The 15,646-nt window shown below is 63.0% G+C and carries 11 protein-coding genes and 1 pseudogene; 3 read left to right on the plus strand and 9 right to left on the minus strand.

All coding sequences use genetic code 11. The features are described 5' to 3' along the window. Positions 1-36: 36 nt before the first annotated feature. A complete protein-coding gene (locus Q0248_RS05970) occupies positions 37-1,698 on the plus strand; it encodes a C69 family dipeptidase (protein ID WP_299320709.1) in 1,662 nt (553 codons plus the stop codon). Between the two features lie 208 nt (positions 1,699-1,906). Continuing rightward, a complete protein-coding gene (locus Q0248_RS05975) occupies positions 1,907-3,133 on the plus strand; it encodes a pitrilysin family protein (protein WP_299320711.1) in 1,227 nt (408 codons plus the stop codon). A 163-nt stretch (positions 3,134-3,296) separates the two neighbouring features. Here Q0248_RS05975 and Q0248_RS05980 read toward each other — a convergent pair whose 3' ends face one another. The 9 genes and pseudogenes from Q0248_RS05980 to Q0248_RS06020 form a co-directional block, all read right to left on the minus strand. After that, entirely contained in the window at positions 3,297-4,643 is a 1,347-nt protein-coding gene (locus Q0248_RS05980) for an NYN domain-containing protein (protein WP_299320717.1), read from the minus strand. Between the two features lie 79 nt (positions 4,644-4,722). After that, the gene (locus Q0248_RS05985) at positions 4,723-5,652 is read right to left on the minus strand and encodes a hydrogen peroxide-inducible genes activator (RefSeq protein WP_299320719.1); all 930 of its coding nucleotides are present in this window, start codon (positions 5,650-5,652) and stop codon (positions 4,723-4,725) included. A gap of 171 nt (positions 5,653-5,823) precedes the next feature. Continuing rightward, a pseudogene (locus tag Q0248_RS05990) lies at positions 5,824-6,606 on the minus strand (hypothetical protein). 279 nt (positions 6,607-6,885) lie between these two features. After that, positions 6,886-8,424 (minus strand): uroporphyrinogen-III C-methyltransferase, encoded by a 1,539-nt coding sequence (cobA, locus tag Q0248_RS05995; RefSeq protein ID WP_299320720.1) that lies wholly within the window; start codon positions 8,422-8,424, stop codon positions 6,886-6,888. Continuing rightward, entirely contained in the window at positions 8,421-9,317 is an 897-nt protein-coding gene (hemC, locus tag Q0248_RS06000) for a hydroxymethylbilane synthase (RefSeq protein WP_299320722.1), read from the minus strand. Before hemC ends, cobA begins: the two co-directional genes overlap by 4 nt. Then, positions 9,304-10,569, minus strand: coding sequence for a glutamyl-tRNA reductase (gene hemA, locus Q0248_RS06005; protein WP_299320723.1), 1,266 nt, complete (start codon positions 10,567-10,569; stop codon positions 9,304-9,306). Before hemA ends, hemC begins: the two co-directional genes overlap by 14 nt. Continuing rightward, a complete protein-coding gene (locus Q0248_RS06010; RefSeq protein WP_299320725.1) occupies positions 10,566-12,626 on the minus strand; it encodes an ATP-binding cassette domain-containing protein in 2,061 nt (686 codons plus the stop codon). Before Q0248_RS06010 ends, hemA begins: the two co-directional genes overlap by 4 nt. Before the next feature lie 9 nt (positions 12,627-12,635). Next, positions 12,636-13,652 carry an energy-coupling factor ABC transporter permease gene (locus Q0248_RS06015; RefSeq protein WP_299320726.1) on the minus strand — a complete coding sequence of 339 codons (1,017 nt, stop codon included), beginning with the start codon at positions 13,650-13,652 and terminating at the stop codon, positions 12,636-12,638. A 22-nt stretch (positions 13,653-13,674) separates the two neighbouring features. Beyond that, positions 13,675-14,577: a sirohydrochlorin cobaltochelatase gene (locus tag Q0248_RS06020; RefSeq protein ID WP_299320728.1), complete on the minus strand. Its 903-nt coding sequence runs from the start codon at positions 14,575-14,577 to the stop codon at positions 13,675-13,677. 473 nt (positions 14,578-15,050) lie between these two features. Between Q0248_RS06020 and Q0248_RS06025 the strand changes: the two genes are divergently transcribed. Beyond that, on the plus strand, positions 15,051-15,644 hold the full coding sequence (locus Q0248_RS06025) for a hypothetical protein (protein ID WP_299320730.1): 594 nt from the start codon (positions 15,051-15,053) through the stop codon (positions 15,642-15,644). Positions 15,645-15,646: the final 2 nt, after the last annotated feature.

The raw sequence follows: 15,646 nt of genomic DNA on the forward strand, positions 1-15,646 counted from the left end.
TAGACAACACGCTCACACACCTAATACTTTAGACCGATGAGAAAATATGCTATCCTCGGGGCCTGTGCGCTGACGCTGGCAGCACTCACGCCCGAGCGCGCCGCAGCCTGCTCCGACCTGATTGTCGGCAAGAAGGCCTCTGCCGACGGCTCCGTCATGGTCAGCTACTCCGCTGACTCGCACACCCTCTATGGCGACCTCGTCCACTACCCTGCCAAGAGCTGGGGCAAGGGGCTCATGCTTGAGGTACGCGAGTGGGACACGGGCAAGCCCCTCGGCTTCATCCCCCAGGCACCCATCACCTACAATGTCGTAGGCAATATGAACGAGCACCAGGTGGCCATCACCGAGAGCACCTGGGGCGGGCGCAAGGAGCTCTCCGACCCCAAGGGCATCATGGACTACGGCAGCCTGATCTACATCGCCCTACAGCGTAGCCAGTCTGCCCGCGAGGCCATCCGCGTCATGACGGGTCTGGTACGAGACTACGGCTACTACAGCTCGGGCGAATCCTTCACTATCGCGGACAAGAACGAGGTCTGGGTGCTGGAGATGATCGGCAAGGGCCCCAAGAAGAAGGGCGCCACCTGGGTAGCTATCCGCATCCCCGATGACGCCATCAGCGCGCACGCCAATCAGGCCCGCATCCACAAGATCCCCTTCGGCGACAAGGAGAACTGCATGTACGAGAAGGACGTCGTCAACCTCGCTCGCGAGTACGGCTGGTTCAAGGGCAAGGATAAGGACTTCGACTTCCAGAAGGCCTATAACCCTTACGACTTCAGTGGGCTGCGCGCCTGCGAGGCTCGTGTGTGGAGCTTCTTCCGCGAGTTCGACAAGGGCATGGACAAGTACACCAAGCTCGTCAAGGGCGACGTCAACGAGGAGCCCATGCCTCTGTACATCATCCCTGACCGCAAGGTGACGCTGGCCGACGTACGCAAGGGGATGCGCAATCACTACGAGGATACGCCGCTCTCCATGACGCAGGACCCTGGGGCTGGTGCCTACCGCGTGCCCTACCGCTGGCGTCCTATGACCTTCAACGTCGATGGGCGCGAGTACGTCAACGAGCGTGCGATCGCCACGCAGCAGACGGGCTTCGTCCTGATCGCACAGCTGCGTAGCTGGCTGCCCGACGCTGTCGGCGGTATCCTGTGGTTCGGCGTGGACGATGCCAATACCGCCGTCCTGACGCCTATGTACGCCTCCATCACCAGCATCCCCGAGTGCTATCGCCGTGGCAACGGCAGCATGACGGAGTTCAGCTGGACGAGTGCCTTCTGGATACACAACTGGGTCGCGAACATGGCCTACCACAAGTATGAGCCCATGATCGCCGATATCCGCCCCGTGCAGCAGCAGCTGGAGAACAGCTTCGACGAGCTGGTCAAGACGACGGATGCCAAGGCGCTGGAGCTGCTGAAGGCCAATCCTCAGCAGGCCATCAGCTACCTCACCGAGGTCTGCGCCAAGACGGCCAATGGTGCGACGGAGCGCTGGAAGAAGCTCGGCGAGTACCTTCTGGTCAAGTATATGGACGGTAACGTGAAGAAGGAGAAGGACGGTAAGTTCGAGGAGAACGGCTACGGTCAGATCGTCATGCCCTCCTTCCCAGGCTACGACAAGGACTACTACGAGCGCATCGCCACCAGCAGCGAGGCAGGCCGCCTCGAGGTCCCCAAGGACAAGAAGTAGTCCTCCGACCTGTGCTCCAAGCAGCCATTAGCTGCGCTCGACACCACTAGCCGAGTGCCACGACAAGCCCACTCAGCAACTCGCTGAGCCGTACAGACAGCCTCCCGCAACTCCCCCGCGCCTCGGGCCCCACGGCCCCGAGCGCTCTCTAGGGAGCCCACGGGAGGCTGTCTGCATTGGGGGCAGCAGCTCCCCACAAGACGCACAGATGAAGTATCAGACTAAGACCCTAGCCTCAGGGCTACGTATCATCCTTGCCGCCGAGGATAGCCCCGTCAGCTACCTCGGGATAGGTATCGCCGTCGGCAGCCGCCACGAGTCCCGTCTGCAGCACGGCCTGGCGCACGGCATAGAGCACATGCTCTTCAAAGGCACGCGCCTACGCTCGGCCACGCAGATCATCCAGCGCATGGAGGCGGTGGGTGCAGAGCTCAATGCCTACACGACCAAGGAGGAGACGATGCTCTACGCCCTCTTCCCCTCGGCCTACCGCCAGCGTAGCCTACAGGTGCTGCTGGACATCGCTCGCCACAGCCGCTTCCCCGACGAGGAGTGGGTCAAGGAACGCGAGGTCATCATCGACGAACTACACTCCTACGAGGATAGTCCGAGCGAACTGATCTTCGACGAGTTCGAGGACCAGGTCTTCCACGGCCATCCCCTCGGGCACGCTATCCTCGGGACGGAGCGCTCGGTCGGGCGGCTCACCACCGAGCAGCAGCGCAGCTTCTTCGCCCGCTACTACCGCCCCGAGCGCATGGTGCTCTTCGCTCAAGGGGCCTTCACGATGGAGGAGCTCACGGCCTTTGCTGAGGCTGCCTACCCAGACACGGCGCTGCCCTACCGCAATAGTCCCGAGCAAGCCCAGCCGCTCCCCGAGCTCAGCCCACGGACGGTCATCCGCCGCAAGCAGACCTCCCAGAGCCACGTCCTCATCGGCCGCAGCGCCTACTCCCTCTACCATCCGCGCCGTCTCGAGCTGAGCCTACTGGCGAATATCCTCGGGGGCAACGGCATGAACGCACGGCTCAACATGGAGCTACGCGAGCGCCGCGGCCTCGTCTACCATGTCGAGTGCAACTATACGCCCTATAGCGACACGGGGCTCTTCACCGTGTACTTCGGCTCTTCACACCGTGCCGAGGCCGAGGCTATAGAGCTCGTGCTAGCGGAGCTGGAGCGTATGCGCCAGCAGCCTCTGAGCAAGCAGGAGCTCGCTGCCGCCCTGCGTCAGCTGCGCGGGCAGCTGCTCATCAGCGCCGAGAGCAGAGAGCAGAGCTTCCTCGCCATGGGCAAGAGCTTCCTCCACCTGCACCGCTACGTCGAGGACGCCGAGCTGCAGGAGCGCCTCGGGCAGATCACGACAGAGGGGCTGTACGAGGTCGCTGTGGAGCTCTTCGACACAAGCCAATTCCACCGCCTCATCTACCGTTAGCCCAGCGACACTAGGCGGAGAAGCCCCGCCCGCAATCACCTCGCGAGGAGCAGAGCAATAAAGGGAAGTCCCCAGGGAGAAGCACGGGATGCTTCTCCCTGGGGACTTCCCTTTACTCGTAGTAGGCTCGCTGTCGCCTGCGGGGCGGGTGTGGCGGGCGCCTCTAGTCGAGGATGAGCGCCACGTTGCTCGCCACGAGCTTACCCTCCTCAGAGCGGTGGAGCTCAGCCTCCACACGGTCGCCCTCGATGAGCTGATCGAAGCGCAGGCCGGGCACAAGACTCTTGTAGTGGAAGAAAGCATTCTCCCCTACCCCGACATCGATGAAGCCGAAGCCCTTCTTCAGCGCCTGGATCGTCCCCTCGGCATAGCCTGGCAGGGACTCGGCAGCGGGCTCCTGAGGCTCGGTCTTCTCCTCGGGGAGCTCGATCTTACCTAGGACCTTGAGCTCTGTGGGTAGTAGGCCCTTGGCCTCCTCCTGCACGCTGCTGCTCAGCGGAAGTTCGGGTTCCTTGGGCTCGAAGAACTCCTCGGCGAGCTCGACAGGCTCCTGCTGCTCAGGCTGCTCTTCGGTGAGGGGCGCTTCCGCAGCCTCAGTATCCGTAGGCTGCAGCTCGGTATCCAGCTGCTGGGGCTCTTCGCCCTGCTGCTCTAGCGTCACGAGGAGCTCGGTCTGCTCCGTAGCCTCGCTCTCTAGCTGGGGCTGGCTCAGAGCCTCACCCTGCTGCTGCTCGGCCTGCGCCTCCAGCTCCTTACTCTCCGACTCCGTCACCTGGCGTGCCTGCGGAGCATGGTAGCTGGACTTGCTGCGCGACTCGCGCTGCGGACGATCCTCGGGGGCACCCTTAGAGACGAAGAGGTCGTTGACTCGGATGTCATTGTGGTGGCCGCGGCGATCGATGATGTTGTTCATCAGGATGGGATAGGTAGCCTCGTCGAGGAGATCCGAGGAGGTGTAGGTCGTCGCATCCTTCTTGCCCTCACCGAGGTGCTCCAGTTCCCAGCCGATGACCATGACGCGTATCCCGAGGGTGTGCAGCTTGCGCACCAGCGGGATGTAGTCCCCGTCGGCAGCTACGAGGACGACGACGTCCAGCTCATCCTTCAGGGCACGCTCGTAGGTCTCGAGCGCGAAGAGGACATCCACGCCCTTCTCCTTCTTCTTCCCCTTAGCATTGCGCGACAGGGGTAGGTGGTGCATCAGGATGCCTTCGCTATTGAGGACGTCGTCAAAGAGGCGCTCGTAGTAGAGGACGTCGCCCGAGGCCTTGGCTGCCTCGCTGGCGCTGAGTCGGCCACGGAAATAATGGGCGTCTACGATCTTGCAGCGCTGCTCTGTCGTCCCCTCCTCCCGAGCGACTTGCTCGCGGATGAAGCGGTGCAGGCCCCGCACACTTAGGCGGCTCTTACGCTCGTGATGCTGGTAATAAAAGGTACTGACGTGCCAGAAGTAGTTGCCGTCATAGAAAATCCCGATGCGGGTCAATGGTGATTGCTTATCCTTAAGCATAGCTGATCGATTTTTATAGTGAAAGAAAAGTAATGCAATACCGAGGCTACGGATCTCATAAAGGACCGCAGCCAAGACGCTAAACTAAGTCCTGCCCCGAGCGCAGGCGCAGCATCGCCTGCGGTACGGAGCGCGTGATGATGTCCTCGATGGCGGAGACGAGGCGATGGCGGACGAACTCGCGGTGCGTCACCAGCCTCACCCCACGCGTCGGGCGAGGGAGCGCAAAGCTGCGCACCAGCTCGTGGCGCGCAGGGTCCAGCTGCTCTACAGCAAGCTCAGGGATGAAGGTCACGCCCTGCCCCTGCTCGACGAAGTGCATGAAGGTCTCGAGGCTACCGCGGCTATAGTTGAGCTGCTGGCTGGGGTCGTACTTGAGGTGGCAGAACTTCGTCAGCTGGTCGCGGAAGCAATGCCCCTCGTCCAGCAGCCATAGATGGCGCTTCCCCACGAGCTCCGAGCTGCGTATATGCTCCTGATCGAAGAGCTCCGAGCTCCTCGGCACATAGCCCATGAACTCCTCGTAGTAGAGGATGTGCTCGGTCAGCTGCTCTACCCCAGGACGCGAGGCGATCAGCGCCATGTCCACCTCTCCGAGCGTCAGTGCCTCGATACACTCGCTGGTCTTCATCTCGACGAAGGTGATTTTGAGCTCGGGCACCTCCTGCTCCAGAAGGGGCATGATACGAGGCAGCAGATAGGGCGCGATGGTCGGGAGCACCGCCAGGCGCAGCGTGCCCGTCACAGCCTCGGCCTCCTCACGGATCACCTGATGCATCTGGGCTGCCTGCATGAGGATGACCCCAGCCTGATCGAGGATACGTCGTCCCACGGGGGTCGGTACGATGGGCTGATGGCTGCGGTCGAAGATCTTCACCCCGAGCTCATCCTCCAGCTTCTGTATCATCGTGCTGAGGGTAGGCTGCGTGACCTTACAGGCATCGGCTGCCTTACCGAAGTGACGGTACTTATCTAGTGCCTGGATGTACTCGAGTTGCTGGAGGTTCATATGCTGCGCGTACTTAGTTATGCTATCTATACAAATATAGGCAATATGCTTGAAAAAGTATAGCCCAGCGCCTAAAAGGTACTGAGCTATGGACACAAAGTAGGGGGAGCTTCCTTAAGCTAGCCGAAGAACGGCGCTCATCCCTTACCTCGGAGGGCGTCAAGCAAGCCACTAGAAGGTCAGATCAATACCTGCATCGACCGTCGTATAGTCCTTCCGTATGGGTACGATAGGGGCGGTATCATAGATCAGGCGATAGGTACCCCGCAACCCGATGGCTGGGGTAATGCGGTATCTGAGGTCGACAGCGCCCCCGAAGCGCGCCTGCTTGAGGTAGCTATCAGGTGCTGCCTGATGGATCGCCGAGGCCATCAGCTCCCAGTGCTCGCCTAGGTGATGCCGCAGGCTCAGCTAGAGGTGGCTCTTGATCCTATTGCTATAGGCATAGCCCGCAGCATGAGGCGCAGGAGCTGGATGCTTCCACTCCTCGTACTCGTAGAAGAGGCCCAGCGTAGCGAACATCAGGCAGCTCGCGCTATTGACCAAGCGATAGCGCGACTGCAGCCCAGTGGAGAACTTGAAGTCCATCCCACGGCTAGCGGCCCACTGAGACTCCATGTAGGGATAGAGCTCAAAGGCGCGATCCAGCAGATAGCGGTACTCGGCATGCACATGCCCACCACTGACGAGGATGCGATCGCCGTAAGTGGAGAACTCCAGCTTATTGATCAGATTGAGCACACGGCTGCGTCGGATCAGCAGGTTGATATTGGCGGTATTCTTTAGCGTAAGGACGTTCTCCTTCTCTGTCTGGAAGTTGAGGACGGGCAGGATCGTCCCTTGTAGCGTCTTGCTGCTATCGATACTCATCGTCAGATTCTCGGAGAAGAGCATCTGAGCATACATCTGGACGGGCGCCAGGAGGACTATCAAGAGGTAAAGTAATCGTCTCATAGAGGGCACATTAAACAAGTTTATTGACGGCACAAAAGTACGTAAAAGAGTTTTAAGCCCAAGAGGAATGCCTGAGCCGACAAGCCAAGGAGCAGGGCAAGCAGAGCCTTGCCGAGGCCTCCCTAAGACGAAGCGTCATACCCTCCTCGTGGAGGCCTCGCTGAAGGATATCAGTCACGAGGCTGAGGGACGTCCATAAAGAAGCTGAGGGATAGCAGTCAGCGTCCTGACTGCTATCCCTCAGCAGAGCCCACACGAGGAGGGCGGGTAAGTGAAGCCTTAGTCTAAGTCCTCGGCTTGGTCGGCTGACGAAGCCTTACAGAGCGCCTCGACGAGCGAGGGGATGGTCGCCTCGGGGGCGATGAGGCTCGTCGTGAGCCCCAGGCGCTCCGCCTTCGCAGCCGTCTGCGGCCCGAGGACCGCCAGGCGCACCTCCCTGAGGAGTGCCGTCTGCCCCTGGGCCTCCAGCAGGCTGTAGAGGTGATCAATGGAGGAGGAGGAGCAGGCCGTCAGCCAGTCGGCGCCCGCGAAGCAGCGCTGCAGCTCCTCGGGGCGGTAGGCGATGGGATGATTGGAATACAGCTCCACACGCTCTACTTGACTGCCCGCAGCCTCAAGGCTCGTGCTGAGCTCGTACTGCGCCAGCTCCGAGCAAGGGAAGAGCAGCCGCCTGCGTCCCTCAGCCTCAGGATAGGCCGCGAGGAAGTCCGCAGCGAAGCCCTGAGCCGTATAGACGCTCGGCATGAAGTCGGCACGCAGCCCGTGACGGCCTAGCGTCTCAGCCGTCATCGGCCCGACGACGGCCAGCCGTAGGCCAGCCAGCGTGCGGGCATCGCGTCCCGTGCGCTCCAGCGCAGCAAAGAAGTACTGCACCGCGTTGGGCGAGGTCAAGAGCAGCCAGTCATAGCGCGACAGATCCGAGAGCGCTGCCTCCAGCTGGGGACATGCCTCCGTGCGCTCGACGATCTCTATGCTCGGCAGCAGACGCACCTCAGCCCCCTGAGCTCGAAGGCCATCGGCCAGACCAGAGGCCTGCTGCTGGGCGCGCGTCACGATGATACGCTTGCCCTCCAGCGGCTTAGGCTGTCGCCCCTCAGCGAGGCTAAGGACTTCGCCCACGATGAAGAGCCCCGGAGCGAGGGCGCTATAGTCCTCCGTCGAGGCAGCAAAGGCTCCCAGCGTCTCGGAGCGTAGCTGCTGCGCGGGGCTGGTGCCCTTGCTGAGGATAGCCGCGGAACGCTCGGCGGACATGCCCGCCCCGAGGAGTGCCGCGGAGATCTTCGCCACCTGACGCATCCCCATGTAGAAGACGAGCGTCCCAGGGAGCTTCGCCAGACTCGTCCAGTCCAGCTCGGGCAGGCCCTCATCCTCTGTATAGGCGGTGATGCAGGTGAAGGCTTGGCTCAGCCCTCTATGAGTAATAGGGATATCGAAGTAGGCAGGCGCTGCCAGTCCCGAGCTGATCCCAGGGACGATCTCGTAGGGGATGCCCGCACTGCGTAGGGCGAGCATCTCCTCTCCCCCGCGGCCGAAGACGAAGGGATCCCCCCCCTTGAGGCGCACGATACAGCCACCACGCTGCTCGGCCAGCTCCACCAGCAGGGCGTTGATCTCACGCTGGTGCATGGAGTGCCCCGCGGCACGCTTCCCCGCGGGGATACGCTCTGCGCGCTCGGGGATGAGGGCGAGGATCTCGGGCGAGACGAGGGCGTCGTAGACGACGATATCGGCGCGGCTCAGCAGCTCATAGGCGCGGCGGGTCAAGAGACGCGGGTCGCCAGGGCCCGCGCCCACTAGGTGTACTTGGGTCTTCTTCATAGGGCAAAGTCCTTTTTGAGTCGCTCGGCGAGCTCCAGCACATAGCTCTCGGCCTCGCTGCGGGGCAGGACACGGCGCTCGCTGTAGTGCTGCTGGCCATCCTCACTGGCAAAGAAGACGCGCAGCTCCGCCTCCTCGCCCGTGATATGACAGACGCAGCCCAGCGGCAGCGCGCAGCCTCCGCCCAGCGCCTGGAGCAGTCGGCGCTCGAGGCCGACCTCCTCTGCCGTCACCGTATCGTGGATGGATCGAAGGAGCTGCAGCAGACGCTCGTCGGACTGCCTGACGTGCACGGCGATCGCGGCCTGCCCTGGTGCGGGCACGATGAGCTCCTCGGGGATGGGCTGACGTGCTACCTCGAGGCCAAGGCGACTAAGGCCAGCCTCCGCCAGGAGAATAGCATCGTACTGTCCAGACTCGAGCTTCGCCAGGCGCGTATCTATGTTGCCGCGTATGGCCGCCGTACGTAGCTGGGGGTAGTGTACGGTCAGCTGGTAGGTGCGGCGACGGCTCGAGGTCCCGATGAGGGCGCCTTCGGGGAGTGCTTCGAGCGAAGGCGCCCCGATCAGGCTGTCCACCGTCACAGCTCGGGGTAGGATAGCCCCGATGCAGGTGCCCTCGGCTGGGACGACGGGCAGATCCTTGAGGCTATGTACCGCCAGGTCGATCTCTCCCGAGCGAAGGGCGTGCTCCAGCTCCTTGGTGAAGAGTCCCTTGTCGCCCGAGGCGTCAAGGGCGAGCTGCTGGAGACGGTCGCCCTTAGTCTTGATGACCCGTAGCTCGATCTCCAGCTCGGGGTGCTGTGCGAGGAGGGCCTCACGCACCATCATGCTCTGCCGTAGGGCGAGCTGGCTGCCGCGTGTACCGAGGATGAGTGCTCTAGGCTTCGTCATGGAGCTTGTCCTGTATATGGGTAAAGATGTGATGTAGTGCCGAGGCGTAGCGGCTGTGGCCTGCCTCTTCGCTGAGCTCGCGCAGGGCGGAGACGATGGCCGTAGTATAGGTGATGCGCAGGTGCTCGTCCCAGTGGGCGACGAGCTGGCGATGCTCCTCAGGGAGCTCGCTGGGCAGGCGGCTGAGCTCACGCGTAAGGAGCAGCTGCGAGGTCTCCTGGATGCGACCGATGACCTTACGCACCTCGGAGGCTTCGCACCAGGAGATGTACTCGGTGATCATCGTATCTATATAGGAAGCGAGGGCAGCGGCCGCCTCGGGGGCCTGCGCCTCTAGGAGCTGTGCCCCACGTAGATCGTCAATGGTGTAGAGCCTAATGGAGTGATCTTCGTCAACGGCGGGGTCGACATTACGCGGGACGGCCATGTCGAAGAAGGTACGTCGTCCCGAGCTCTCTCCGAGGAGCTCCTCCGTGACGATAGGACTCTGGGAGGAGGTCGCGACGAAGGTCACCGCAGCCCCCGCCAGGGCCTCTCGGAGCTGATCCCCCGAGAAGAGACGCTCCAGGCCATGGCGCCGCGCGAAGACCTCCCCACGCTCCTTCGTCCTATTGTAGAGGTGTATGTGGACCGCCCCGAGCTGCTGCAGGCGCTCGGTGATGACCTCGGCCATCTGCCCCGCCCCTAGGATGAGGATGGGGCGCTGCAGGTAGTCAGGATCCCTCCTGGCGAGGAAGTCCACGGCGGCAGCCCCTGCCGAGATGGGCGTCGCCGAGACGAGGTACTGCGAGCGCACCCCCTTGGCCGTCTCGAAGGCCTTATGCATGAGGCGCGTCAGGAAGGAGGTCGTCTGCTCCTGGTCCTTGGCGCGGCGGAAGGCATCCTTGAGCTGCCCGAGGATCTGTGTCTCGCCCTGTACCATGGACTCGAGGCCCGAGGAGAGGCGGAAGAGGTGGCGGATCGCCGCCTCGTGCTGCTGGGTGACGAAGATCCCCTCGTCCCCGCGGGTGCGTACCCGCTTGAAGTCATAGAGGCTGCGGATCAGCCGCTCCTCATGCTCACGTGTGATGGCCTCGTCGCAGTCGTAGTAGACCTCGAGGCGATTGCAGGTCGAGAGGACGAGTCCCCCGCGTATATAGCCCGCCCGCCGCCACTCGTCGATGAGGTAGCGCGCCTCCTCGGGCGAGAAGGCGAACTGCTCACGGCGCGAGAGCGAGGCGGTCTTGTGGTTGATACTGATTAAGCCTATCATCGTAGCCTTAGCTGTGCGAATAGTTTCTCTTTACGAGCCTCGTAGGCCGCTCGGGCCTCGGCAGCAGCCTCCCCCTCCTCTACACGGTGTGCGGCGCGGCGTAGCTGGCTGAGCTGCTGGAGCTCGGTAGCGAGGCCCTCGGGGAGCTGCGCGCCCCAGTGCGCCTTGAGCGCCTGCGTCAGCTCGGGCAGGCGGTAGTCGCTACGCAGGCTGAGGGTCAGCCCCTCGCGCTGCAGGGTAGCGCCCAGCTGCACGGATCCGAGGAGCGGATCGCTGAGGCAGGCGTAGAGCCTGCCCGCTGCCTCCAGCTCGCGTGCCAGCTCCGCCTCACGCGCTCGATCGCCGAGGGCTAGGAGGACGAGCTGCGCCCCTCCGAGGTCTTCGATCCCTCGGTAGCGCCCTTCCTCCCAGTGGCATAGCCCCGCGGCGACGGCCTCTGCCAGCTCAGGGCAGAGGCTCGGGGCAAGGATGCGCAGCGGGATGCGGCGCTCCAGGAGACTCTGAGCCTTGCGCCAAGCCCCCTTGCCTCCCCCGACGACCAAGATAGGATAAGACGGGGCGTGCAGGAATACGGGCAGGCTGTACTCACTGTCCTTGCGCTCGCACTCAGTGACAAAGGTAGCGGGGCGCGGAGCGGACTGCGCTGCCTTGAAGGCCCAGGGCTGGGCGAGCCCTACCTGCCGTAGAAGCGGCTCGTCCTGCCAGAAGGCCGAGGCCCCGCGGTGCGTACGTAGCTCGCCGCGCTCGAGGAGGATGACCTCCTCGGCCAGCTGATAGGCGAGCTCCATGTCGTGCGTGGAGACGATGAGGGTCTTGCCCGCGGCTCTCAGCTCCTCGAGGAGCCCGAGGACACGGCGTGTATAGACCGCGTCGAGGGCGGCCGTCGGCTCGTCCAGGAGGATGACCTCGGGATCGGTCGAGAGGACTGCGACGAGTGCGAGCCACTTGCGCTGACCCTCGCTGAGCTCGTGCGGGGCACGGTGACGAAGCGGACGGAGCTCGTAGCGCTCTAGGAGCTCCTCAAGGCGCTGCTCGAGAGCAGCTTCGGTGAGGCCTAGCTTGCGCAGGCCGTAGCGCAGCTCGTCCTCCACGGAGGGGGTGAAGAGCTGGTAGTTGGAGTTCTGCAGCACGAGGGCAATGCGTCGGCGCAGGAGGCTGCGTTCCTTGGATGGGACGAGCTGCCCCTCTAGGAGAAGCTCGCCCGACCAGCCCTCGAGGAGTCCCGAGAGCAGGAGGAAGAGCGTGGACTTACCCGCGCCATTATGCCCCAAGAGGGCGATACTCGCCCCTCGCTTGACCTCTAGGTCGAGGCTCTTGAGTGCCTCCTCGGCCTCCTCATAGCGGTAGCCGAGCCCGCGCAGCTCGAGCACAAGCGGCGTCGTAGAGGGGGCGGGGGGCGCTGCGGGCTCATCCTCATAGCCTCGGCTCTGCAGGCCTAGGTAGAGCTTGTCGGCCTCTACCTGCGAGAGGATGAAGGTGCGGGAGAGGAGCAGCGTGCTGTCGGCGATCTGCGCGGAGAGCCCGCCCTGATAGCCGAGGCGACTGAGCTGTGCGCGCCGTATCTGCGTCGTCGTCTCCTCGAGGACGAAGATGTAGCGGTAGGTCAGCTCGACCAGCTCGATGAAGAGCTGCGGCACGCCGAGGCTACGCAGCACACTATAGAGGCGGTAGAGGGGCAGGAGCTGTAGGAGCACAAGTAGGATGAGGGCGGAGCTAAAGCTACGCAGCCCCGTGCTGAGCGCTTGCCTGAGCCCCGCATAGCCTATCCCCCAGCCGCCCCAGTCCCAGTAGAGCGTGCTCGCATCCCCGCGCTCTAGGGCGATGGGAAGGATGGAGAGCAGGAGGACCAGCAGCAGAAGCACGAGGCGCCGCGTCAGCTGCAGCAGCGAGCCACGGTAGCAGGTATAGAGGGCCACGAGGTAGCCCGCTAGGAGGAGGCAACGTAACCCCCAGTGCTCGAGGTAGAGCGTCAGCACGACGAGAGCAAGCGCCCCGATGAGGAGTGCTTGCTCTAGCCTCAGGCTGGGACGCCAAGAGCAGAAGCGTGTATGACTCATGTAGCTGTGCTAGGCCCCCTCCTGCTTACGACTATGTAGGTACTTCCTCAGCCCCCAGACGAAGAGCGCGATGCCGATAGCCACCTGCAGGGCGAAGAGGTAAGCCTCTCCCTCCCCGGGGTCGAAGCCCTCCCAGAAGGGCTGCTCCTGGAAGTGAGGGGCGATCTGCCCGATCATCGCCCCAGCCTGGTCGTCCGTGCCCGTGCCAATATCGAAGAAGTTCGTCAGGATCGGCAGCGCCAGGCAGACGAGCCCGAGGATCCCGAGGAGGATCAGCTGTGGACGGCGTACACGCGTGCCCTTAGGCTGCGTGGGCACCTGCTCTAGGAGTAGCGACTGACCACTCTGAGCTAGGAGGCCGATGACCAGCACCGTCATCACCCCCTCGAGGATGGAGAGCGGGACCTGCGTGATGGCGAAGATGCCGAGGAACTTCCACGCCGCCCCGAGGATGCCCCCGACGGGATCGGGATAGGCTAGGGCGAGCTGGAAGGAGGTAGCGATATAGGTCGCCATCGAGCCACAGAAGGTAGCGACGAAGATGGTGAGGCGCTGCCCGAGCCCTAGACGACCGAGGCCGCGGTAGAGGGCGTAGGCGACGAAGGGCCCCGCGATCGAGAGGGAGAAGATATTTGCCCCGAGGGTACTGATACCGCCATGAGCCAGCAGCAGCGCTTGGAAGAGCAGAACGATCGTCCCCACCAGCGGCAGTGCCATAGGCCCGACGGCGAGCGTGCCGAAGGTCGTCCCCGTCAGGTGTGAGCTGCTCCCCGCGACAGAGGGCATCTTGAGCGCCGAGAGGATGAAGACAAAGGCGGCCGAGAGGGCGAAGGTGCTGCGCATGCGGGGCGTAGCCTTGATCTGCCGCGCTACGTAGCGGTAGCTGAGGACGACAAAGGGCAGCGAGACGAGGAGCCACAGGAGGCACCACCTCAGCGGCAGGAAGCCCTCCATAATATGCATGGCCGAGGCTGGATGCAGTGCGAGGACTGCAGCCAGCGCCAGTAGATAGATACGTCTAAGCATAGGCTAAGGCTGAGAGGGAAGACTAGTGCTGGTGCTGCTGGCGCTCGGCCTCTACGAGGTGATCGATCCAAATCTGACGGATGGAGGCGAAGTCCCCCAGCCCCTTGAGATGGCAATTGCTATCCTCGATGGTGTAGCCCAGCTGGCTGAAGCGTACGCGCCAGCTCTGCTCCTCGAGCGGCTCCTCGGGGTCGTAGTCGCCCACCATATCGTTCTGCGCGTGATCCCCCGCCACGCTCATCAGCGCCATGAAGTTGATGACACAGCCTGGGGGGCAGGTAGCGGCGATCTGCTCGGCCACGTGCTCTAAGAGCAGCGAGCCGTAGTCCACCGTCCCGACGAAGAAGCGGGGCGAGCGCGTCTGCAGGTACTCAGCCAGACGGTCGTAGCGCCCATTGGCCTCGGGATACTTGTCCGTATGATTACCATGGCCCATCAGGACGACCGCTTCGCCCCGATCTAGGCGCTCCTCGAAGAGGCTGTAGAGGCAGTCCCCTACCCGAGCGATGTCGTGACTGCTCCAGAGGAGGGGCACCCCTACCGTAGTGGGGATCTCGGGGTAGTTGCGGTGGAACTGGGGGATGTACCTATCCTCGATGAAGGAGTACTCCAGCCCAGGGATGACGTGCAGGCTCTGGATGCTCACCTGGCGGTAGCCTGCAGCACCGATGGCCGCCAGCCACTTGTCCGTGGTGTAGTACTGCTCACCAGAGCGCTCGGCCCACTTGCGGATGCAGAACTTGGAGGTGAAGGCGAGGAAGATATCTCGGTCGGGGAAGTGCTCGGCAAAGCTCGCCTTGAGGCGCTCAAAGGTAGCGTGCGGCCCCGGCAGCGTGCTGCCGAAGGTCACGAGCAAGAGAGCCCTATCGTGCTGCTTGGTGAAGGACTCGGGGGTCGGGATGCGGTTTTGGTTACTTGCGTCCATAGGTGTATCGGCAATCTAAATAGTTAGTCTGTAGGGCTATGCTCACGCAGTGAAGCCCACTAGATTGTCTCGCAAAGGTAGCCATAATAATCCTATCCGCTGGCGCCCCACCTCCTTGGCGCCCAGGGTCGCAGGCCTAGGATAAGCGCTACCCTATCCTAGGAAAGAGGGCGAAGGCGAAGGCGCAGGGGCGCGCACCTCATAGGCGGAGGCATCCTGAGAGATATCAGTCAGCCTCTCGAGGGATGTCAGTGGAGAGGCTGGGGGACGTCAGTGAGCGGCACGAGGGATATCAGTCAGCGAGCTGGGATGCGCCTGTACGCTCGCTGCGTCCCTCGACACAACTGATTCCTTAGCCCCATGTCGGCGTGGGTCTCGAGTAGAGGCAGGACGGAGGCGGGGCTGGGCTAAGCCCAAGAGATTGTGTACCTTTGCGGAGACAAACATTATCTCTAAACTCAAAACCCTAAACTATGAAGACAAGTGTTACCCGTACACTCGGCCTCCTTAGCCTCGGCGCTACCCTCCTACTAGGCAGCCCCAAGGCACATGCTCAGCAGCCCTTCCCTCAGCAGGCACACCACCATGAGGATGGGGATCACAAGGGACGCGTCATCCTCGGCGGTAGCCTCTCGGCTTGGGCAGCAAACGAGGGGAAGAAGCTCAGCTTCAGCTTTGCCCCCGAGGTCGGCTACCTCTTCAACGACACCTTCGGCGTGGGTCTGGTCGCAGGCTTCCACTACGAGCGTAACGACAGCATGAAGGAGCAGGCCTGGAGCCTTCGCCCCTTCGGTCGCTACTACTACATGCACCGCGAGCCCTTCAACCTCTACATTGATGGGGGCTTCGGCATCAGCCGCGCTGAGGAGCGTATGGGCTGGGAGGTCGGTCTGCGCCCCGGCGCCTGCATTGACCTCACCAAGGGCCTCTGCCTCTGCCTACGTCTCGGCTTCGCGGGCTACCGCAAGGACTTCATCGGCGGCGAAGAGCCTGGCCTGGGCACCTCAGGCTGGGGACTGCGCTTTGCCCCCGAGGAGCTACAGGTCGGCCTCGAGCTGGAGCTCTAGGC

The sequence above is a fragment of the uncultured Porphyromonas sp. genome (assembly GCF_938046015.1).
Taxonomy (GTDB): Bacteria; Bacteroidota; Bacteroidia; order Bacteroidales; family Porphyromonadaceae; genus Porphyromonas.